This window comes from Oceanobacillus alkalisoli, from assembly GCF_021556485.1.
GTDB lineage: Bacteria > Bacillota > Bacilli > Bacillales > Amphibacillaceae > Oceanobacillus > Oceanobacillus alkalisoli.
In genome coordinates this window covers 91911-114491 of the sequence record NZ_JAKGBW010000003.1, presented here as the reverse complement: position 1 = coordinate 114491, position 22581 = coordinate 91911, and the positions used below count along the sequence as shown (strand labels likewise).

Below are 22581 nucleotides of genomic sequence, written 5' to 3'. Positions count from 1 at the left end.
AACCCTTGTCTTATAATGAAGATTAAGGGTTTTAAAATGGTTGTGTAATTAATAACCAAGGGGAGGAGAAATGATGGATTTATCCAAACAAGAAAAAATGAATATCCTGCTCGAACAGATCGAACTTCCACAGGATATGGCGAATCATTTTTCAAATAGTTATTTAAAAAAATTAGTTGTTCATAAGAAAACACGAATCTGGCATTTTTATGTACACGTAGATTCTATCCTTCCTTATCAAGTATATGAAGTTTTTTGCATGAAACTTAACGATGCTTTTCGCGAAATAGCGAGTGTCGAGCTGACGATTGAAGCAGCTGACACCGATATAGCTGAGGATAATTTAGTTAGTTATTGGAATGATTTCTTACAAAAAGTTCCGCCACTATCTCCAGCTTACAAAGAACTAGTTGAACAACAAACTCCTAAAGTTAACGGTAATAAAATTATGTTAACAGCAAGAAATGAAGCAGAGGCTCAAGCCTTGAAAAATAGATTAATTGAACCGATGCAAAACTACTTTTCTGCTATTGGTGCCATGCAATTCATGTTAGAGATGACAGTGAACAGTAACCCAGATGCCATCCAACGCTTCAAAGAACAGACTGTACTTGAAGATCAGAGAATTGTCATGAACACGGTGAAAGAAAAGGCGAAACGTGATAAAGCTAAAGTGGAAAATGATAATAAACCATTACTTCTCGGTTACCGGATTCCGGACGAACCGATAGCGATGGAAGTTATCCAAGAAGAGGAAAGAAGGGTCACTGTTCAAGGCTATGTATTCTCATCGGACATAAGAGAGCTAAGGTCTGGACGTAGTTTACTCATCATAAAAGCAACAGATTACACCGATTCATTAGAGATCAAAATGTTTTCCCGCGGAGATGAAGATGCAGAGAAATTCAAATCTGCTAAAAAAGGGATATGGATTAAAGCACGGGGAAGTATCCAGACAGACATGTATTCCAATGAGCTTGCAATGATGGCGAATGATATCCAAGAAGTAGAAGTAGCTGAGCGCTTGGATACAGCACCTGAAGAAGAAAAACGGGTCGAGTTGCATGCACATACGACGATGAGTCAAATGGATGCGGTCGTCTCTCCTGGTGCACTCGTCGCACAAGCAGCAAAGTGGGGACATAAAGCTGTCGCGATAACAGATCACGCCGGAGTGCAAGGTTTCCCGGAGGCACATGACGCTAGTAAAAAGCACGATATTAAAGTTTTGTACGGAGTAGAAGCGAATTTAGTTGATGATGGTGTTCCGATTGCTTATAATTCAGCAGACATTGAGCTCGCTGATGCAAGTTATGTCGTTTTCGACGTGGAAACGACAGGGCTTTCCGCCGTATATGATACGATCATTGAACTTGCAGGAGTGCGTATCCAACAAGGCGAAATTGTCGATCGCTTCGAATCTTTCGCTAATCCGCATCATGCCTTGTCGGAAACGACGATTAACTTAACCGGGATTACGGATGACATGGTAAGAAATGCACCCGAAGTAGGGGATGTCTTAAAAGACTTCTACGATTGGATGGGTGACGATATTCTTGTAGCCCATAACGCATCCTTTGACATTGGGTTCCTTAACCAGGGTTTTGAAAGAATCGGTATTGAAAAAGTTAAAAATTCGGTTATTGACACATTAGAACTTGCAAGGTTTTTACTGCCACAATTGAAAAACCACCGTCTGAATACATTGTGTAAACATATGGACATTGAATTGACACAGCATCACCGAGCAATATATGATGCGGAAGCGACAGGTTATTTAACGTGGAAATTTGTGCGGCAGTTACTAGAGCAAGAGATTACGAATCATATGAAATTGAATGATCATATGGGTGAAAGTGATGCCTATCAGCGCTCCCGCCCATCTCACTGTACGATTTTAGCCCAAAATGAAATTGGTTTGAAGAACTTGTACAAGCTTGTTTCTTATGCCCATATTAATTATTTCTACAGGGTTCCGCGGATACCCCGCTCCGTCTTGGAGAAAAACAGGGAAGGATTAATAATTGGGACGGCTTGTGATCAAGGTGAAGTTTTTGAAAAAATGATGCAAACATCTGCGGATGAAGCGGAGAAAGTAGCAAGCTTTTATGATTATATTGAAATACAGCCACCATCTAACTATGTCCATTTAATCGATAAAGAACTAGTACAAAACGAAGCGCAAATATTTGATATTCTGAAGAAGCTAATTGCATTAGGGGAAAGACTGAATAAACCCGTAGTAGCGACTGGGAACGTCCATTATTTGGATGAAAATGATAAACAATACCGGCAAATATTGATCTCATCCCAAGCGGGGAATCCGTTGAATCGCCAAACATTACCAGATACACCAATGCGTACGACAGAAGAAATGCTTGAAGCCTTCAAGTTTTTAGGTGAAGAAAAAGCATATGAAGTTGTCGTGAAAAACACACAAGAGCTCGCTGATCGAATTGAAGCAATTTCTCCGATTAAAGACGGCTTATTTACACCGAGGATCGAAGGTGCAGAACAAGAAATGCGGGACCTTTGCTATACAAAAGCGAAAGAAATTTATGGTGATCCGCTACCGGAAATTGTTACAGCTCGTTTGGAAAAAGAGTTGGATAGTATAATTGGGAACGGGTTCTCTGTTATTTACCTGATTTCCCATAAACTCGTTAAAAAATCATTGGACGACGGTTATCTTGTAGGTTCCAGGGGATCTGTCGGTTCGTCTTTTGTTGCTACGATGACGGAAATTACAGAGGTTAACCCCCTTGTGCCACATTATGTCTGCTTGGATTGTAATTATAGCGAGTTCATCACAGATGGTTCGGTTGCAAGTGGTTTCGACCTACCTGATAAAGCTTGTCCAGAATGTGGAACAGATTTAACCAAAGATGGTCAAGATATTCCATTTGAAACGTTCCTTGGGTTTAAAGGAGATAAAGTACCGGATATTGATTTGAACTTCTCTGGTACATATCAGCCAAGAGCTCATAATTATACAAAAGAACTATTTGGGGACGATTATGTTTACCGAGCAGGAACAATAGGAACGGTCGCAGAAAAAACTGCTTATGGTTATGTTAAAGGTTATGCAAATGACCGGGATTTGAAATTTAAACGGGCGGAAATCGATCGGCTTGTTCAAGGCTGTACCGGAGTAAAACGGACAACTGGTCAACACCCTGGTGGAATAATTGTTGTTCCCGAGGATAAAGAAATCTTTGACTTCACACCAATTCAATTTCCTGCAGATGACCGGAAGAGTGAGTGGCGAACGACCCATTTTGACTTCCATTCTATTGATGAGAACCTGCTGAAACTTGATATACTCGGACATGATGATCCAACCGTTATCCGGATGCTACAAGACTTGAGTGGAATTGACCCTCAAGCTATTCCTACCGATGATGCGGAAGTAATGAAAATCTTTTCTGGAACGGAATCACTCGGAGTGACTTCGGAACAAATAAATTGTAAAACAGGAACACTTGGAGTGCCGGAATTTGGAACACGTTTTGTCCGGCAGATGCTGGAAGATACAAAACCAAGTACGTTTGCAGAGTTATTAATTATTTCCGGGCTGTCTCATGGTACGGATGTATGGTTAGGGAATGCTCAAGATTTAATTAATGAAGGAATTTGCGAATTGTCTGATGTAATTGGTTGCCGTGATGATATTATGGTGTACCTGATGCAGAAAGGCCTCGAACCAGCACTTGCCTTTACCATTATGGAATTCGTCCGTAAAGGAAGAGGATTGAAAGACGAATGGATTGAAGAGATGAAGAAACATAACGTGCCGGATTGGTACATTGAATCTTGTAAAAAGATTAAGTATATGTTCCCTAAGGCCCACGCAGCAGCTTACGTGTTAATGGCAATACGGATTGCATATTTCAAGGTGCATCACCCGATTCTTTTCTATGCAGCGTATTTCACTGTCCGTGCGAATGACTTTGACCTTGATTCCATGATTAAAGGTTCAGCTGCAATCAGACAACAAATCGACGGAATCACAGCAAAAGGAAATGATGCTTCGCCGAAAGAGAAATCTCTCTTAACCGTTCTTGAGGTTGCTCTTGAAATGTGTGAGCGTGGCTTTTCTTTCCAAAAAGTTGATTTATACCGTTCAAGTGCAACAGAATTTATTGTGGAAGGAGATACATTAATTCCACCATTTAATGCAGTCGACGGTCTAGGTACGAACGCAGCTTTGAATATTGTGGAAGCAAGAAAAGATGGAGAGTTCTTATCGAAAGAAGATTTTCATGAACGAAGTAAAGTTCCAAAGACAGTTCTTGAATATCTTGATCAACACGGCTGTCTGGAGGGGATGGCAGAAAAGAACCAACTTTCTCTCTTTTAATATATCAGTGATTTGCAAACATATTCCAGCTATGATATAATAATTTTCGGAAAGTGTCGATTGAACGATTTAAAGGAGTGGGTCTAAAGCCCACTCCTTCTTCTTAAGAATTTATGCTCTAACTTCGCCCCTAGCCCCTACATAATAGGCTAGGGTTTTATATTGCCACTTTACTACTTTAAGATGAAAAAGATTAAACTTGTGCATAATAAGGAATAAATGGTAGTAGAAGGAGGATGACGGATGACTTCGGTTATTGAAACGACAGAACAATTAGTGAATCCGATTTTAGAAGAAAATGGTTTAGAACTCGTGGATATTGAATATGTGAAGGAAGGTAAAAATTGGTTCTTGCGTGTTTATATTGATAAGCCGGGTGGTGTCGATATCGCTGAATGCGGCCTTGTTTCAGAGCAACTGAGTGAGAGGCTTGATGAAACCGACCCGATTAAAGCTGCCTATTTCCTTGAGGTTTCTTCCCCTGGAGCAGAAAGACCGCTAAAAACAAAAGCAGATCTAAAAGCAAATGTTAATAAAAATGTTTATGTAACATTATACGCACCAATTGATGGTGCGAAGGAATATGAAGGTATATTAACCAGCTTTGAAAATGATCATCTGACCATTGAATATAAGGTCAAAGCAGCAAAGAAACAAGTTGAAATTCCATATGAAAAGATAGCTAAAGCAAGATTAGCTGTAACGTTTTAAAAGGGGGACAATGAAAAGTGAGCAGTCAGTTGTTTGATGCGATTGATTTATTAGCAGAGGAAAAAGGCATTGAAAAAGACATATTAATTGAAGCGTTGGAAGCAGCATTAATATCGGCTTATAAAAAGAATTTTCAATCCGCAACGAATGTACGAGTTGAACTTAATGAAGAAAAAGGCAGTATGAAAGTTTTTTCCAGAAAAGCAATTGTAGAAGAAGTAGAAGACAGCCAACAAGAAATATCTTTAGATGAAGCAAAAGAAATCGATCCGAATTATGAGTTAGATGATGTAATTGAAGTGGAAGTTACACCGAAAGACTTTGGTCGGATTGCGGCTCAAGCGGCTAAGCAAGTAGTGACACAGCGAGTAAGAGAGGCAGAACGGGGCGTTATTTATTCCGAATATGTCGACCGGGAAGATGACGTCATGACTGGGATCATCCAGCGTAAAGATGCCCGCTTCATTTACGTAAACTTAGGAAAGATTGAAGCAAAGCTTGCAGAAGCGGAACAAATGCCGACAGAAGAATACGATATCCATGACCGTCTCAAAGTATATGTAACGAAAGTGGAAAATACAAGCAAAGGGCCGCAGATCTATATTTCTAGGTCTCATCCTGGCTTGTTAAAGCGTTTATTTGAAATGGAAGTACCTGAAATTTATGATGGTATTGTGGAAATCAAATCGGTGGCAAGGGAAGCCGGCGACCGGTCAAAAATTTCCGTATATGCGGAGAACGAAGAGATTGATGCAGTAGGTTCTTGTGTCGGTCCAAGAGGACAGCGTGTCCAAGCAATTGTCGATGAGTTGAAGGGTGAGAAGATTGATATCGTTGAATGGGCAGAAGACCCGGTTGTTTACGTATCGAATGCACTCAGTCCTTCCAAGGTTATTGACGTGCTTGTGAATGAAGAAGAAAAAGCAACAACGGTTATTGTCCCTGATTACCAGCTCTCACTAGCAATTGGTAAACGTGGGCAGAATGCCAGGCTTGCTGCTAAGCTGACCGGTTGGAAAATCGATATCAAGAGTGAAACTGAGGCTAGAAATGAAGGCCTGATGGAAATTGATAGCGAAGTAACCGAAGAAGAATCTTATTCAATGAATGATGACGATCTGTTTGAATAGGAGGAAATGAAATGGCGACAAAACGTAAAATACCAGAAAGAAAATGTGTTGTAACCGGTGAAATGCGACCGAAAAAAGAACTGATCCGTATTGTCCGTAATAAAGAAGGGGAAGTGTTTGTCGACCCAACAGGGAAAAAGAACGGCAGGGGCGCATACGTAACTAAAACGTTGGAAGTAATCGAGAAAGCTGAACAATCGAACATTCTTGCCCGGACATTAAATACAGAGATTGAGTCAACAATCTATGAAGAATTACGAAAGCTTGTGAGTAGTGAATCATGAACAATTATTTGAATTTACTCGGTCTCGCCTTTCGGGCCGGAAAATGTTCCGTCGGGGAAGATGCTATTTTACGAGATGTGCGCAGCGAGAAGGCGAAGCTCGTAATACTTGCCCGTGATACAGGGGACCGGACGAAAAAGCGCATTACGGATAAATGTAAGTACTACCGGATTCCATATATTATTGTGGAAGACGACAGGGAAACATTATCGAATGCGATAGGGAAATCCCAAAGAGTTGCAATTGCTATATTGGATGCAGGGTTTGCTAAGAAAATCAGCTCCTATTTTGACAGATAAGAAAGTGAATCCTCTCTTACTGCATAAGTGCAACTAAGGCATTCGCCGTAAAACCTTGACGAATGCCAAGTTTTCTAAGGTAATTAATTTCGGGGGTGAACGTATGACTAAAATGCGTGTATATGAATATGCTAAAAAGAATCAAGTAACGAGTAAACAAGTGATTAATTATTTAAAAGAAATGAATGTGGAAGTAACGAATCACATGTCTACGATATCGGAAAACACCGTGAAATCACTTGATAAAAAGTTCAATCCATCGACTAACGATAAAGAAGGACAGAAGACACCGACGAATTCGAAACCTAACCAGAAAAAGGAAGATAATAAAAAGTATTCTGATAAAAGACAAAACAACAAAGGGAGTCAACAAATGACAGGAAAAAGAGGACAGCAAAAGACTCACCATAATAAAAGTCGTAATCATAAGAGACGGGATCAGCAAAGAAGGAAGCCAGCACAACCCGCACCAGATTTAACACCAGACAAGATTACGTATGGTAATACGCTGACGGTTAGTGAACTTGCGGCAAAACTACACAAAAAAGAATCTGAGATTATTAAGAGACTCATGTTTTTAGGGGTTATGGCTACGAAAAACCAGGATCTTGATGATGATACGATTGAATTAATCTGCGGTGAGTACAATGTTGAAGTAGAAAAAGAAATTGTGTTAGAAGATACAGATTTTGAGAAATATCGCGTGGAAGAAAAAGAAGAGAACTTAGAGGAACGTCCTGCAGTTGTGACGATTATGGGGCACGTTGACCACGGGAAGACAACGACACTGGACTCCATTCGAAAAACAAAGGTAACAGCAGGAGAAGCTGGAGGAATCACACAGCATATTGGAGCTTATCAAGTGGAATCAAATGGAAAAAAAATCACATTTCTTGATACACCGGGGCACGCCGCTTTCACAAGCATGCGTTCACGTGGTGCTCAAGTTACGGATATTGCGATATTAGTTGTCGCTGCAGACGATGGTGTAATGCCACAGACTGTTGAAGCGATCAACCATGCAAAAGCAGCTGAAGTTCCGATTATTGTGGCTGTTAATAAAATGGATAAAGAATCAGCGAATCCCGACCGTGTCATGCAAGAGTTAACGGAATATGAACTGATTCCTGAAGACTGGGGCGGAGATACAATTTTCGTTAATATCTCAGCGATCAAACATGAAGGTATTGATGATCTTCTTGAGATGGTATTACTTGTCGCGGAAGTTGAGGAATTAAAAGCGAATCCGAACGCTAATGCATCTGGTACAGTTATTGACGCTCAACTAGATAAAGGAAGAGGGTCTGTCGCGACCTTGCTCGTTCAAAATGGAACACTGCATGTAGGTGATTCCCTCGTTGTCGGAAACACATACGGGCGTGTGCGTGCGATGGTGAATGATATGAGAGAACGGATTGAACAAGTTGGACCGTCCACACCAGTTGAGATTACTGGTCTTAGCGGTGTACCGCAAGCTGGAGATCAATTCCTTGTCTTTGAAGATGAGAAGAAGGCAAGACAGGTCGGTGAAGCACGGGAACAGAAGTTTATCGTGGAAAATCGCGGTCAACAGAGCAAAGTAAGCCTTGATGATTTATTCGAACAAATTAAACAAGGTGAAATGAAAGACTTAAATATTATTATTAAAGCAGACGTTCAAGGTTCAGCTGAAGCACTTTCTTCTTCTTTACAAAAAATCGAAGTTGAAGGCGTTAAGGTGAAAATCATCCACACCGGTGTAGGTGCGATTACGGAATCTGATATCATCCTCGCATCTGCTTCCAACGCAATCGTCATCGGCTTCAACGTAAGACCTGATGTAAATGCGAAAAATGCTGCGGAAAGAGAAAAAGTCGATGTAAGAACGCATCGTGTCATCTATAAAGCAATTGAAGAAATCGAAGCAGCGATGAAAGGTTTACTCGATCCTGAATACGAAGAGAAAGTTATCGGACAAGCGGAAGTCCGCGAAACGTTTAAAGTTTCCCGAATCGGAACAATCGCTGGAAGCTATGTAACGGATGGTAAGATTACGAGAGACTCAGGAGTAAGAGTAATCCGGGACGGGGTCGTTCTATTTGAAGGTGAAATTGCTGCATTGAAACGATTTAAAGATGATGTGCGTGAAGTAGCGACAAACTACGAGTGCGGAATTACAATTTCGAACTTTAATGATATAAAAGAAGGAGACGTTATCGAAGCATTTATTATGGAGGAAATCAAACATACATGATTCTCTATGCGGAAATAGAGTGCTTCTTTTACGAAGGGAATTCGCTTAAAGCGAAACGCTCTTTATTGAAAAGGATATTTGCCAAATTGACGAAAGACTTTAATGTTGCCGTTGCCGAGTTAGAATATCAAGATCTCTGGCAGCGGACAAAGTTTGGCGTTGTGACAGTATCAGAAAGCGCAGTACATGCAGAAAAAGTAATCCAGCAGGTATTGCGGGTGCTTGATCAGTATCCGGAACTGGAGCGAACCATTACGACGGTTGAGGAACGCTAACCCTCCTTCAAACGATTAGTGATTTTATGAATGAGGTGAGAAGATGTCGGAATTACGTGCTAATCGGGTTGCTGAACAGATGAAAAAAGAATTAGGTGAAATTTTAACGACGAAACTGAAGGATCCGAGAATTGGTTTTGTAACAGTTACAGATGTGGAAGTCACAGGAGACCTTCAGCAAGCTACCATCTATATTTCTGTACTTGGCTCGGAGAAAGAAAAACAAGATACACTACTCGGATTGACGAAGGCTAAAGGGTTCATCCGTTCAGAAATCGGAAAACGAATCCGTCTTAGAAAGACACCTGAGCTGCTTATTGAATTTGACGAAGCTTATGAGTACGGGAATCGAATCGAATCTATTTTGCGAGATTTAAATAAATAAATGGTAAATCTGACTCCTTATCTTATGTGGACAGGGTCAGATTTTTCCATGATTCTTTTACCTGTATGGAACGGAAGTGAATGATATGAACGGAATTTTGCCATTATGGAAACCAAGAGGGATGACCTCTCATGATTGCGTCATGAAAATTAGAAGACTGTACAAGACAAGAAAGGTTGGACATACTGGGACACTTGATCCAGAAGTGGAAGGGGTACTTCCTATTTGTATTGGTCAAGCTACGAAAATCGTGCCATTTTTAACAGATACAAAGAAAACATATATCGCTGAAGTAAAACTCGGTCAAACAACAGAAACAGAAGATAGCTATGGTGGAATTGTTGAAGCAGTGAATGTCGATGTTTTCCCTGAAATCGGTGAAATAGATGCTTGCTTACAGTCTTTTTTAGGCGTAACGAAGCAAATCCCGCCAATGTATTCAGCTGTTAAAGTAAATGGAAAGAAACTTTATGAATATGCAAGAGCGAATGAAGAAGTCGTGCGTCCAGTACGTAATATCGAGGTACATTCTATTGAACGCATAGCACAAAATGAAAATGATCATACAATCCGATTCCAAGTTACTTGTTCGAAGGGTACTTATATCCGAACGCTATGTGTCGACATTGGAAAGCAGTTGGGGTACCCTGCTCATATGTCATTTCTTGAGCGGATCCGGACTGGAAACTTTACAAAACAAGAAGCAATCACTTTCGATCAGATTGAACAGGCGTCTAATGATCTGGAACGAGCTGCATGGCTAAAGCCTCTCCTCACTGGCGTCGATCATTTATCTGCTCTTGAAGTGTCTGAACAAGTAAAGCATAAAGTGCAATATGGTCAAAAACTGTCAAGACCCGACGAATTGCCGGAGACGAATCCATTCTTAATGATGCATCAAGGTGAGCTGCTGGCCATCTATCAGATTCATGAAAAGAACGAGCGAGAAATAAAGCCTGTTCGTGTATTTCAGTTTGATAAAAAGTAGGTGAATAGATATGAGAACTTTTGAATTAACTTATCCGCATACCCTTACAGAAGCAGATATCCCCGAAACTGTATGTGCGATTGGTTTTTTTGATGGGATACATAAAGGACATCAGCGATTAATCGAGAAGGCTGTCGAAGTCGCAAAGGAAAAAAACATGGAGAGTGCTGTCATAACATTTCATCCCCATCCCTCTGTTGTCTTAAAGAAAGGAACAGAGCATGTGCAATATATTACACCTCTCCGTGAAAAACAGGAAATCCTTCAACAAATGAATGTTGATCGGCTATATATTATTAAATTTAATGAAGAACTATCGAAGCTAAGTCCTGAAGATTTCATTGATCATTTCATAATCGGCTTACATATAAAGCATCTTGTTGCAGGCTTTGATTATAGCTTTGGACATAAAGGGGCTGGGAATATGTCGAATATCTCGGACTATTCCAGAGGCAGATTTGATTATACTGTAATCGATAAAGTAACGATGGATGACGAAAAGGTAAGCTCTACGAGGATAAGAGATTTGTTAAAACAAGGCGAAGTTGCAACGATTAATCGGTTGCTCGGACGACCCTTAAAATATACAAGTGTCGTTATTCATGGTGCCCAGCGCGGAGGCCCGGAATTAGGATATCCGACAGCAAATTTAAAGATTAACGAAGATGCACTCCTTCCTAAACTCGGTGTCTATGCTGTAAAAGTAAGATATAAAAATGCAATTTATGAAGGAATGGCAAGTGTCGGAACAAACCCGACTTTCAAAGAAGATAAAGGAAATTTATCTGTTGAGGTAAACATTTTTGATTATAATAATGATTTATACGGAGAAGAATTACAGCTGGAGTGGCATGAGTTTATACGGGATGAGAAGAAATTTGCCGGCAAAGAAGAGCTAATCGCCCAGCTTGCCGATGACGAAGAAACAATCCGCAATTATTTCCGTTAAACACCAAACTTACTACTCCCATTCAGCGTAAGGGTTTTGATCATTCATTAAGTTTAGCGTTCTGGTCGCCGTTCAGTTGCCCGGCGGACGGATGCGCATTCTAAGGGCACGGCCTCAGCCTCCTCGGAAGAAAACCGCTTCCTGCTCTGGTCTGGACACGTGCTTTTCCCGTAGGAGTCACCGTCCGCCGGGCAACTGAACTGGTAGAGAGGGTTATTATCAATGGTATCTATCCCGTGTTATGATAAGCGTTCTATTCCTGATATAATAAACAGGGTTCCAAGTCAGGTTTTTGCTGGGAGCAGTCCCGATACCTCGAGACTCCTGTGGGAGGACAGGCCTAGGTGAGACCCCGCAGGGCGACAGCCCGAGGAGGCTCACCAGCCGCCCACGGAAAGCGAGAGGTATCGGTACTGCGGACCCCCGGAAGAAAGTTGCGCTTACGCTGAATGAAGGTGAAAGTATTTCTTTATAAAGAAATATCGATTAAAAACTTGATTTTATCTGTAGCTCAAGCTATACTAATGTAGATAAACCATCGCTTGGCAAATCGTATCTCCGACGATTGCTAGGGGATTGGGGCTATACAATTTTTATAGGAGGTGGACCAAATGGCGATTTCACAAGAACGTAAGAATGAGATTATTAATGAATTTAAAGTCCATGATACGGACACAGGCTCTCCTGAAGTACAAATTGCTGTACTTACAGAAGAGATTAACCTACTGAATGAGCACCTTCGCGCTCATAAGAAAGACCATCATTCTCGCCGCGGTCTGTTTAAAATGGTCGGTAAACGCCGTAACCTATTAAACTATCTACGTAATAAAGATATTATACGTTACCGCGATCTAATTCAAAAACTCGGCTTACGTCGATAAGCTTAAAGAAAAGCAGGAGAAATCCTGCTTTTTCTTTTAAGCATTTTATATTTATAGATATAATTGATATTACGCTCCTGATTAGACGTACCGTTTGATTCTCCTACTGCTATCGTATATTCTAGAAGAAAGAACTACTTGAAAGCTTTAAGTGAGAATTGTTTATACTAATGATGAGGATGTTGTATTGAAAGGAGTACCAAACTAGATGATAGAAGAAAAACAAGTTTTTTCGACAGAGATTTCAGGCTCCACGTTTACAGTGGAAATAGGTGAGCTTGCTAAACAAGCTGGCGGTGCAGCAATGATCCATTACGGTGATACATCTGTACTGGCAGTTGCCACAGGTTCAAAGGAACCGAAAGATTTACCATTCTTTCCATTGACGGTAAATTATGAGGAACGGTTATACGCCGTCGGTAAAATTCCAGGTGGATTCATTAAGCGGGAAGGAAGACCAAGTGAAAAGGCAATTCTAGCTTCACGTCTTATTGACCGCCCAATTCGCCCACTCTTCCCTGATGGCTACCGTAATGAAGTACAAGTTATCAGTACCGTCATGAGTGTGGACCAAGATTGTTCCTCGGAGATTGCTGCAATGATCGGCTCTTCCATTGCACTATCCATTTCCAATATTCCGTTCCAGGAGCCAATCGCAGGTGTTCAAGTTGGAAGAGTGGATGGAGAATTCATTATTAATCCAACAATTGAACAGCAAGAGAAAAGTGATATCGAGCTTACCGTAGCAGGAACGAAGGATGCAGTCAACATGGTGGAAGCCGGGGCGGAGGAAGTTCCGGAAGAAGTGATGCTTGAAGCGATCATGTTCGGCCATGAGGAAATTAAACGATTAGTTGCATTCCAGGAAGAAATCATATCTCAAGTAAATATCGAAAAATCTGAAGTGAGCTTATTTGAACTTGACGAGGAACTTACGGCAAAAATTGAACTTGAAGCAAAAGACAAGCTTACTGCAGCTATTCAAGTGAAGGAAAAGCATGAACGTGAAGATGCGATTGCAGCTGTAAAAGAAGAAGTGCTTGCTGTTTATGATGAGGAAACAGAAGCGGATACCCTTAAACAAGTGAAGAACATCCTTGAAAACATGGTGAAAGAGGAAGTACGTCGGCTCATCACGAAGGAAAAAATTCGCCCAGACGGAAGAAAGCCGGATGAAGTTAGACCATTATCAAGTCGTACCCATCTTTTACCGCGTACCCATGGTTCAGGTCTCTTCACACGTGGGCAAACTCAAGCTTTAAGCATTTGTACATTAGGAGCCCTTGGTGACGTTCAGATTTTGGACGGGCTTGATTTAGAAGAATCAAAACGTTTCATGCACCACTATAACTTCCCGCAGTATAGTGTCGGGGAAACAGGTCCGATTCGCGGTCCAGGAAGAAGGGAAATTGGTCACGGTGCTTTAGGTGAACGCGCCCTTGAAAAAGTGATTCCATCCGAAAATGATTTCCCGTATACGATCCGTCTCGTTTCTGAAGTATTGGAATCAAACGGTTCAAGTTCACAAGCGAGTATTTGTGCGAGTACTTTAGCATTGATGGATGCAGGTGTTCCGATAAAAGCGCCGGTTGCCGGGATTGCGATGGGTCTTGTTAAGTCTGGAGAAGATTATACAATCCTGACAGATATCCAAGGTATGGAAGATGCACTAGGTGACATGGATTTTAAAGTTGCTGGTACTGAAAATGGAATCACTGCACTTCAAATGGATATTAAAATTGACGGACTTTCCCGTGAGATTTTAGAAGAAGCAATGGAACAAGCAAAAACAGGCCGGATGCAGATTCTTGAATCCATGCTTGCAACAATTGCAGAGCCTAAAACAGAATTATCGCCATTTGCACCTAAAATCATGACCATGGACATTAATCCGGATAAAATCCGTGATGTCATTGGACCAAGTGGAAAACAGATTAACCAAATCATTGATGAAACTGGCGTGAAAATCGATATTGAACAAGATGGCAGTGTCTATATCTCTTCAACTGATCAGCAAATGAATGAAAAAGCGAAGAAGATAATTGAAGATATTGTTCGTGAAGTAGAAGTCGGTCAAATGTATCTTGGTACTGTTAAACGTATTGAGAAGTTTGGTGCATTCGTTGAACTATTCAAAGGAAAAGACGGTCTTGTTCATATTTCCGAATTGCAAATTGAGCGTACGAATAAAGTAGAAGACGTCGTTACAATCGGAGATGAAATCCTTGTCAAAGTAAAAGAAATTGATAGACAAGGCCGAATTAATCTGTCAAGAAAAGCAGTCTTGGTAGAAGAAAAAGAACGGGAAGAAAAAGCAAATAAATAAGTGATTTGATTGCAAAAGAGATCGAATCACTTCAATCACAAAAAGAAGCTGAGGAATAATTTCAGTTTCTTTTTTTAATTGCTCATTTCTACATACCTTGTCCTACCGCCGCATACATTGATTGTAGGGGGCGGTGACATGCGAGCGTATAAAAAATATGTGAACGTACTAGTATTCATACTCATACTATTTGCTGCATTTCGTTTGAATCATAATCCATTTATGGACGGGGCAGCACCCGTTCTGAATCCGGGAAATGATAAATTATATACCGAAATCGAGCAAAAAGCAGCAAATGAAGAATATAAGGAGGCACCACAAAATGCTTATATCGACCGCGTCTACAAAAAAACACCCGGACGAAATGGCAGAGATATAAATGTTGAAAAATCCTATGAGAAGATGAAGGAAGCTGGCGTTTTTCAAGAAGATTTACTTATCTTTGACGAAGTACGTCCTAAAGTAAATTTAAGTGATCTTGAACCAGCGCCAATTTATCGTGGACATCCGGAAAAACAAATGGTATCATTTATGATTAATGTTTCTTGGGGTAATGAGCATATCCCAGCAATCCTAAACACGTTACAGGAACATCAAGTGAAAGCAAACTTTTTCATTGAAGGGAAATGGGCGAGGGAAAATCCTGAAATCGTTAAAATGATTATGGAAAAGGGACATCTCATTGGGAACCATGCCTATAATCATCCAGATATGGCACGGTTAAACACGCAAGAGATTGAAACCCAAATCAAGCAGACGAATGAGATCCTTACCGCAATTACAGGGGAAACTCCAAATTACTTCACACCACCGAGTGGAAGTTTTACAGATGAAGTTATTGAAGTTGCTAGTGCACAAGGAATGGAAACGGTTTTATGGACGACAGATACTGTAGATTGGAAGAAACCATCTGTTTCTGTTATGATAAATCGCGTAAATGAAAAAGTTCATCCAGGTGCAATTATTTTAATGCACCCGACACCAGTCATCGAAGAAGGGCTAGATGAATTAATCATGCTCCTTAAAAATAAGGATTTTCGATTAGGCAGACTAGATACCCTTTTAAGTACAGAACGATAATTTGAACATTTTTAGGGGGGAGCAACCTTGATTCAGAAGCACCAGAGTAAAAACGGACTGCGTATTGTACTTGAAACAATCCCAGCTGTTCGTTCCGTCACAATCGGAATTTGGATTTTGACAGGTTCACGAAATGAAACGGTTGAGAACAACGGCATATCCCATTTTATTGAACATATGCTGTTTAAGGGGACAAAGACACGAACAGCTCGTGACATAGCAGAAGCATTCGATTCCATTGGAGGTCAGATCAATGCCTTCACCTCTAAGGAGTACACTTGTTTTTATGCAAAAGTTCTTGATACCCATAAAGAACTCGCTTTAGAAATTCTTGCGGATATGTTTTTCAATTCGACTTTCGATGAAGAAGAGATGGAGCGAGAGAAGAAAGTAGTTTATGAAGAGATAAAAATGTATGAGGATACACCAGACGATATTGTACATGACTTCCTCGCTCAAGCAGCTTTTGGCAGTCATCCGCTTGGATATCCTATTATAGGATCTGAGAAGCAATTGGAGTCATTCCATCCGGCCATGCTAAAGGACTATATGGATGAGCAGTACACTCCGGAAAACATTGTTATTTCCATAGCTGGGAACGCGGATGAGGCGTTTGTTAAAAAGATTGATGAACAATTCGGTACGTTCACGCACTCTAGTAAAAAAGCTGAGGAAATAACACCTCTTTTCGTTGGAGGATCGATCATAAAGAAAAAAGATACAGAGCAGGCTCATCTATGCCTTGGTTATCGAGGGTTACCGATTAATGATACATCTACATATAGCTTGATTTTATTAAACAATGTGCTCGGTGGGAGCATGAGTTCTCGACTTTTCCAGGATGTCCGCGAGAATCAAGGACTTGCCTATTCTGTTTTTTCCTATCATGCATCGTTTCTAGAAGACGGTTTACTCACGATTTATGCTGGTACTGGCAATAATCAATTAGCTAAACTCCAGCAAACAATTGATGACACGATTGAGCAGCTTGTTGAACAAAGCATAACAGATAAAGAGCTACATAATAGTAAAGAACAATTAAAAGGAAATCTTGTGCTGAGTTTGGAAAGCACAAGCAGCAGGATGAGCAGGAATGGAAGAAATGAATTGTTATTGAAGAGACATCGCTCATTAGATGAAATGATTAAAGAAATCGATTGGATTTCTCATCATTCCGTTCGTAATGTCATTGATCAAATATTTAAATCAAAACCAGCGACAGCAATCATTTCATCCAATGAATAAAGGATGCCCGGTTTTTCTTTCATTTCCTTCATGACTTTCTATCGCCTTGCATAAGCTGGATTATGGAGGGATAAGCATGAGGTTCAGGGATATTAGTGGAAAAGAGATTATTGATGTGAAGCAAGGGATTAAATTGGGTGTGCTCGGCCAGACGGATTTGGAAATTAATGAACAGACAGGACAAATTGAAGCATTTATTATCCCGTCCTATAAATGGTTCGGCTTAAAAAAGGAAGATGACGAATCATTAATCCGCTGGCGAAACATTAAAGTAATCGGAGAAGACATGATCGTTGTGGAATCCGAGGATTTTATGGAATGAAAAGGCTGATATCTTGAGATATCAGCCTTTTTTCATTTATTATCCCATCTGCAATCACTCTAAGGCGCAATCATCATATTCTATAGAGAGAAAATGATGTTTGGAGGTTAGTGGCAATAATGGAGCAACTCATTGCTGTAATTGGCGGCGATGCTCGCTACCTGGAGTTGATACGCCAGCTGCAAGCATTACCAGGTATATCAATTGTTCTAATTGGTTTTGATAAATTAGACCAAAGCTTTACAGGGTTAAAGCAAAGCGATTTATCAGAGATTCAGCCTGCTGATCTAGATGGTTTAATATTGCCGATTACCGGTACGGACGAATCCGGTAATATAGAAACTGTTTTTTCCGATCAGCCGCTGCAACTAACAAAAGAATGGTTTAAAAACTTAAAGAAATCAGCCATTATGTTTACTGGAATAGCAAATAATTTTTTAAAGGAACAGACTGAAATGAATGGAATTGAACTTGTACCACTTCTTAACCGGGATGACGTTGCAATTTATAACTCGATACCTACCGCTGAAGGTGCAATCATGATGGCGATTGAGCACACGGATTATACGATTCATTCATCCAATGTCGTTGTAACTGGATTTGGTCGTGTCGGTCATACGATCGCTAATAAATTCTCTAGTCTTGGGGCGAACGTAAGCGTAGCTGCAAAAAGCTTAAGTGACCTGGCCCGGATTACAGAGATGAACCTTCAAGCGATACCAATTGAACAGCTGCCGGATCATCTTGATCAATGTGACTTATTGATTAATACGATACCTGCACTTGTTATTAAGCGTACAGCTATTGAGAAATTACCGGCACACACGGTTATTATTGATCTCGCTTCTAATCCGGGTGGAACAGATTTTGATTTTGCTGAAAAACGCGGGATTAAAGCCATTCTTGCAAAAAGTCTCCCCGGCATTGTTGCTCCGAAGACATCTGGGAAGATTTTAGCGAATGTCATTACGCAAGTTATAGAGGGAAGGAGATAAACATGTCACTCTCTGGAAAGAAAATTGGTTTCGGTATTACAGGTTCCCATCATTCCCATGTTTTCGTATTTAAAGAGCTTACCCGTCTTGTAAAGGAAGGGGCAGATGTATACCCATTTATTACAAATGCGGTGAAGAATACGGATACGGTCCATGGTAAAGCAGTAGATAAAATTAAAGAAATAGAGGAAATTACTGGTAAGCCAGTAGTTTCAACCATTGTCGAAGCTGAACCATTTGGTCCGAAAATTCCGTTGGATTGTATGGTTATAGCGCCGTTAACAGGGAATTCTTTGAGTAAATTAGCAAATGCAGTCACAGATAATGCTGTCTTAATGGCTGCAAAGGCAACCCTTCGTAATGATTCTCCTGTTGTTTTGGGCGTTTCGACGAATGATGCCCTCGGTTTGAACGGAATGAACTTAATGCGTTTAATCGCGACGAAAAATATATTCTTTATTCCATTCGGTCAGGATGCACCGTTTGATAAACCCAATTCGCTCGTTGCGGATTGGCCGTCTCTTCATGACACAATTAAATTTGCACTAACTAAAAATCAGTTTCAACCAATTATCATTTCTTATAATTAGAATTTTATGTTATAATATGACGCTAACAGTACAAATATTTAGAGCAATTGAAGGGAGTAACGAGAAATGGCAGAAAAAAATGCTTACAATATAGCCGTAGTCGGTGCAACAGGGGCTGTAGGAAAGAAAATATTACAAATTTTAGAGGAAAAAGAATTTCCCATTAACGAGTTAAAGGTATTAGCCTCAAAACGTTCTGCAGGTAAAACAGTCGAATTCAAAGGGGAAGAGAAAACGATTGAAGAAGCAACACCGGAAAGTTTTGCAGGGGTCGATATTGCCCTCTTCTCAGCAGGCGGATCTGTAACGAAAGCATTAGCAAATGAAGCAGTAGAACGCGGTGCAGTCGTTATTGATAATACAAGTGCCTTCCGTATGACAGAAGGTGTACCCCTAGTCGTTCCAGAAGTAAACAAAGAAGATATTAAAGATCATAAAGGGATTATCGCTAACCCAAATTGTTCAACAATTCAAATGGTTGCCGCATTAAATCCGATTAAAGATGCGTTTGGTCTTTCAAGAATAATTGTCTCCACTTACCAAGCAGTTTCTGGTGCTGGTGATAATGCGATTAATGAGCTAAATAAGCAAACGGAGCAATATATTAATGGCAAGGAAATGGAAGCGAACGTCTTACCTGTAGGTGGAGAAGAGAAGCATTATCCAATTGCTTTTAACGCCCTGCCACAGATTGATGTATTTTCAGATGGAGGATACACACAGGAAGAGTGGAAGATGATTAATGAATCGAAGAAAATACTTCATGATCAGGCGTTATCAGTCGCGGCAACCTGTGTTCGGTTACCGGTTTTCACATCTCATGCGGAAAGTGTATATATTGAAATTGATAAAGATGATGTGACTGTAGAAGATCTCTGGAAAGTACTTGAAACAGCTCCAGGAATCGTATTACAAGATGAACCGGCTGCACAAGTCTATCCGACTCCATTATCATCTGCCGATAAAGATGAAGTGTTTGTTGGCCGTGTAAGGAAAGACCCGGATAAAGCAAATGGCTTCCACTTATGGATTGTTTCCGATAATTTAGTGAAGGGTGCAGCATTAAACACGGTTCAAATTGCCCAATCTGTAGTAGAGAATGATTGGTTATAAACTATAAAACGTTAAAATGATAAACAAAGCAGCTACTAATTACATTCTTTAAACAAATATAGAAGTAATGGTAGCTGTTTTATTTAAAAGAGAGGTGAAGAAATGCAACTTCTCGTGCAGAAATTTGGTGGTACTTCATTACAAACGCCAAGCTCCCGCAAACACGTGCTTTATCATGTGAAAGAAGCAATTGAAGAAAATTATAAGGTGGTAGTTGTCGTTTCCGCCCTCGGTAAAGTTCCTGCACCTTATGCAACTGATTCCTTGCTGCAATTAGTGAATTACCCCGAAACAAACGCTGCAGATAGAGAACTTGATCTCCTGTTATCTTGCGGGGAAATTATTTCAGCAGTTGTTGTAGCGAATGAACTAAAGCGAGCAGGAGTGCGTGCGACAGCTTTTACAGGGGCACAAGCGGGAATAATGACGACGGAAAATCACATGAATGCAAGGATTCAACATGTGAATCCAAAACGGTTGCTACATGCCTTTGATACTTACGATTGTGTTGTAGTAGCTGGCTTCCAAGGTGAGACAAAGAATGGTGACATAACAACGATTGGCAGGGGAGGAAGCGATACGACAGCTGCTGCTCTTGCTGTAGCGACGGAAGCAGTTCGGGCAGAAATTTTTACGGATGTTGACGGAGTCATGACCGCTGATCCAAAACTTGTCACCTCTGCTCAAGTACTAACGAATTGCACGTATTCGGAAACCTGTAATCTTGCGTACCAAGGAGCTAAAGTCATTCATCCGCAAGCTGTTGAAATCGCAATGCAAGCGAAACTACCACTTCATGTACGTTCCACCTATAAACGGAATCATGGAACCATTATCTCAAACATGCAAGAAGACGGTAAACAACCAAGGAACAAAAAGAAACTAATAACTGGAATCGCCCATCAAGCCGGAATTGCACAAGTGAAAATTAAGCGCAAAGAAAACCCAGATTATTCCATGACGGCTATATTTAAGGCATTAGCTGCTGCTGGGATTTCTATTGATTTTATTAATATCTCTCCAAATCAACTGGCATTCACCTTGCCGAACGTAACTCTTCCATACGCAAAACAAATCTTCAAGCAATTAGATCTCCATGTAACAATGGCCGAACATTGTGCAAAAATTGCTGCAGTCGGAGCAGGAATGACCGGTATCCCGGGAGTAGCGTCGAAAATCGTTTCCGCATTAGTAGAGCAAGATATTCAAATTCTGCAAGCAGCAGACAGCCACACGACCATTTGGGTGTTGGTTCCTGAAGAAAAATTAAAACAAGCAGTGAATGCTCTACATGAAACCTTCAGATTAAGTGAAAAAGTATCAAGCTTGCTTTAAGGACGGCTGACAATCATTGATTGTCCCGTCTTTTTTTAATTGGAGTGCCTGAATACATGGAACTCTCCACCAATGAACATACTATATCTAATGATGAAATTGGTGGAGGTTATTTGTTTATGAATAAAGATTCAAATCCTGATGAATTGAAAAAAAATCCAGCAGACAGTATCGTCGAAAAAATACAAGCACTAGGACAAACAAATGTCGCCGAGACCGGGGAATCAAATATCCATGTCCTAACAATCATCGGTCAAGTAGAGGGACATATGCAGCTGCCGCCTCAGAATAAAACGACAAAATATGAACACCTGCTCCCGCAACTTGTAGCGATCGAACAGAATCCAAAAATTGAAGGGCTTATTGTTTTGCTAAACACGGTAGGCGGCGACGTGGAAGCAGGACTTGCATTATCTGAAATGATTGCATCCTTGTCAAAGCCGACTGTTTCAGTTGTCCTTGGTGGCGGCCATTCCATTGGTGTACCAATTGCCGTTGCGACAGATTATTCCTTTATCGTACCAACCGCGACGATGACAATCCACCCTGTGCGATTAACCGGACTTGTTATTGGAGTGCCCCAAACATTTGAATACTTGGATAAAATGCAAGACCGGGTGATCCAATTTGTAATTAACCATTCTAAAATAAAGGAAGAAACATTTAAAGAGTTTATGTTTGCGAAAGGGAATTTGACGAGGGATATCGGTACGAATGTAGTCGGCAATGAAGCCGTGGCCCATGGATTGATTGATGAAGTCGGCGGAATAAAAGAAGCAATAGAAAAAATAAATGAATTTATCGGAGAAAAGGATGAGGAAGGAGAGGTATTACAATGATTTTCTATACCCCATTACAATTGGAAGAAGTATTTGCAAATCCAGAGGAGGAACAAGCGGAACGAGCTTATGTTTCTCACGGTGGGAAAATGCTCTATGTTGACAAGTTCCCTAACGGAGAATATATGTTAACCCAATTAGTATCAACGAACCCGAATGATTATTTGAATGATCATTACCGACCAGGTTCCTATCTGCATTAACCTTAATGAATTTCATAATACGTATTTAATGCTTCAGC

General features: G+C 40.5%; 21 protein-coding genes. All 21 read left to right on the top strand.

Going from position 1 to position 22581, the window contains the following annotated elements; genetic code table 11:
* Positions 1-73: 73 nt before the first annotated feature.
* Positions 74-4360 carry a PolC-type DNA polymerase III gene (locus LZD48_RS04450; RefSeq protein WP_235761533.1) on the top strand — a complete coding sequence of 1429 codons (4287 nt, stop codon included), beginning with the start codon at positions 74-76 and terminating at the stop codon, positions 4358-4360.
* Between the two features lie 243 nt (positions 4361-4603).
* A complete protein-coding gene (rimP, locus tag LZD48_RS04445; protein ID WP_235761532.1) occupies positions 4604-5071 on the top strand; it encodes a ribosome maturation factor RimP in 468 nt (155 codons plus the stop codon).
* 17 nt (positions 5072-5088) lie between these two features.
* A complete protein-coding gene (gene nusA / locus LZD48_RS04440; protein WP_235761531.1) occupies positions 5089-6201 on the top strand; it encodes a transcription termination factor NusA in 1113 nt (370 codons plus the stop codon).
* An 11-nt stretch (positions 6202-6212) separates the two neighbouring features.
* Positions 6213-6485, top strand: a complete 273-nt coding sequence (rnpM, locus tag LZD48_RS04435; RefSeq protein WP_235761530.1) for an RNase P modulator RnpM — start codon at positions 6213-6215, stop codon at positions 6483-6485.
* The gene (locus LZD48_RS04430) at positions 6482-6784 is read left to right on the top strand and encodes a L7Ae/L30e/S12e/Gadd45 family ribosomal protein (protein ID WP_235761529.1); all 303 of its coding nucleotides are present in this window, start codon (positions 6482-6484) and stop codon (positions 6782-6784) included. Before rnpM ends, LZD48_RS04430 begins: the two co-directional genes overlap by 4 nt.
* Positions 6785-6887: 103 nt before the next feature.
* The gene (gene infB / locus LZD48_RS04425) at positions 6888-9017 is read left to right on the top strand and encodes a translation initiation factor IF-2 (protein WP_235761528.1); all 2130 of its coding nucleotides are present in this window, start codon (positions 6888-6890) and stop codon (positions 9015-9017) included.
* Complete coding sequence (locus LZD48_RS04420; RefSeq protein WP_235761527.1) at positions 9014-9292, top strand: DUF503 domain-containing protein; 279 nt, start codon at positions 9014-9016, stop codon at positions 9290-9292. Before infB ends, LZD48_RS04420 begins: the two co-directional genes overlap by 4 nt.
* Positions 9293-9335: 43 nt before the next feature.
* Complete coding sequence (gene rbfA, locus LZD48_RS04415) at positions 9336-9677, top strand: 30S ribosome-binding factor RbfA (protein WP_235761526.1); 342 nt, start codon at positions 9336-9338, stop codon at positions 9675-9677.
* 85 nt (positions 9678-9762) lie between these two features.
* Positions 9763-10665 carry a tRNA pseudouridine(55) synthase TruB gene (gene truB / locus LZD48_RS04410; protein WP_235761525.1) on the top strand — a complete coding sequence of 301 codons (903 nt, stop codon included), beginning with the start codon at positions 9763-9765 and terminating at the stop codon, positions 10663-10665.
* A 10-nt stretch (positions 10666-10675) separates the two neighbouring features.
* On the top strand, positions 10676-11614 hold the full coding sequence (locus LZD48_RS04405) for a bifunctional riboflavin kinase/FAD synthetase (RefSeq protein ID WP_235761524.1): 939 nt from the start codon (positions 10676-10678) through the stop codon (positions 11612-11614).
* Positions 11615-12225: 611 nt separating this feature from the next.
* Positions 12226-12495 (top strand): 30S ribosomal protein S15, encoded by a 270-nt coding sequence (gene rpsO, locus LZD48_RS04400; RefSeq protein WP_235761523.1) that lies wholly within the window; start codon positions 12226-12228, stop codon positions 12493-12495.
* Between the two features lie 208 nt (positions 12496-12703).
* The gene (gene pnp, locus LZD48_RS04395) at positions 12704-14821 is read left to right on the top strand and encodes a polyribonucleotide nucleotidyltransferase (RefSeq protein ID WP_235761522.1); all 2118 of its coding nucleotides are present in this window, start codon (positions 12704-12706) and stop codon (positions 14819-14821) included.
* 138 nt (positions 14822-14959) lie between these two features.
* A complete protein-coding gene (locus tag LZD48_RS04390) occupies positions 14960-15901 on the top strand; it encodes a polysaccharide deacetylase family protein (RefSeq protein ID WP_235761521.1) in 942 nt (313 codons plus the stop codon).
* A 27-nt stretch (positions 15902-15928) separates the two neighbouring features.
* A complete protein-coding gene (locus LZD48_RS04385; RefSeq protein WP_235761520.1) occupies positions 15929-17146 on the top strand; it encodes a M16 family metallopeptidase in 1218 nt (405 codons plus the stop codon).
* 76 nt (positions 17147-17222) lie between these two features.
* The gene (locus LZD48_RS04380; RefSeq protein WP_235761519.1) at positions 17223-17468 is read left to right on the top strand and encodes a YlmC/YmxH family sporulation protein; all 246 of its coding nucleotides are present in this window, start codon (positions 17223-17225) and stop codon (positions 17466-17468) included.
* A gap of 119 nt (positions 17469-17587) precedes the next feature.
* On the top strand, positions 17588-18463 hold the full coding sequence (gene dpaA, locus LZD48_RS04375; protein ID WP_235761518.1) for a dipicolinic acid synthetase subunit A: 876 nt from the start codon (positions 17588-17590) through the stop codon (positions 18461-18463).
* Between the two features lie 2 nt (positions 18464-18465).
* A complete protein-coding gene (gene dpaB / locus LZD48_RS04370) occupies positions 18466-19053 on the top strand; it encodes a dipicolinate synthase subunit B (RefSeq protein WP_235761517.1) in 588 nt (195 codons plus the stop codon).
* Positions 19054-19119: 66 nt separating this feature from the next.
* Positions 19120-20166: an aspartate-semialdehyde dehydrogenase gene (locus LZD48_RS04365; protein WP_235761516.1), complete on the top strand. Its 1047-nt coding sequence runs from the start codon at positions 19120-19122 to the stop codon at positions 20164-20166.
* 102 nt (positions 20167-20268) lie between these two features.
* Positions 20269-21501: an aspartate kinase gene (gene dapG / locus LZD48_RS04360; RefSeq protein ID WP_235761515.1), complete on the top strand. Its 1233-nt coding sequence runs from the start codon at positions 20269-20271 to the stop codon at positions 21499-21501.
* Between the two features lie 119 nt (positions 21502-21620).
* A complete protein-coding gene (locus tag LZD48_RS04355) occupies positions 21621-22340 on the top strand; it encodes a ClpP family protease (RefSeq protein ID WP_235761514.1) in 720 nt (239 codons plus the stop codon).
* Positions 22337-22543: a YlzJ-like family protein gene (locus tag LZD48_RS04350; RefSeq protein WP_235761513.1), complete on the top strand. Its 207-nt coding sequence runs from the start codon at positions 22337-22339 to the stop codon at positions 22541-22543. Before LZD48_RS04355 ends, LZD48_RS04350 begins: the two co-directional genes overlap by 4 nt.
* Positions 22544-22581 lie beyond the last annotated feature (38 nt).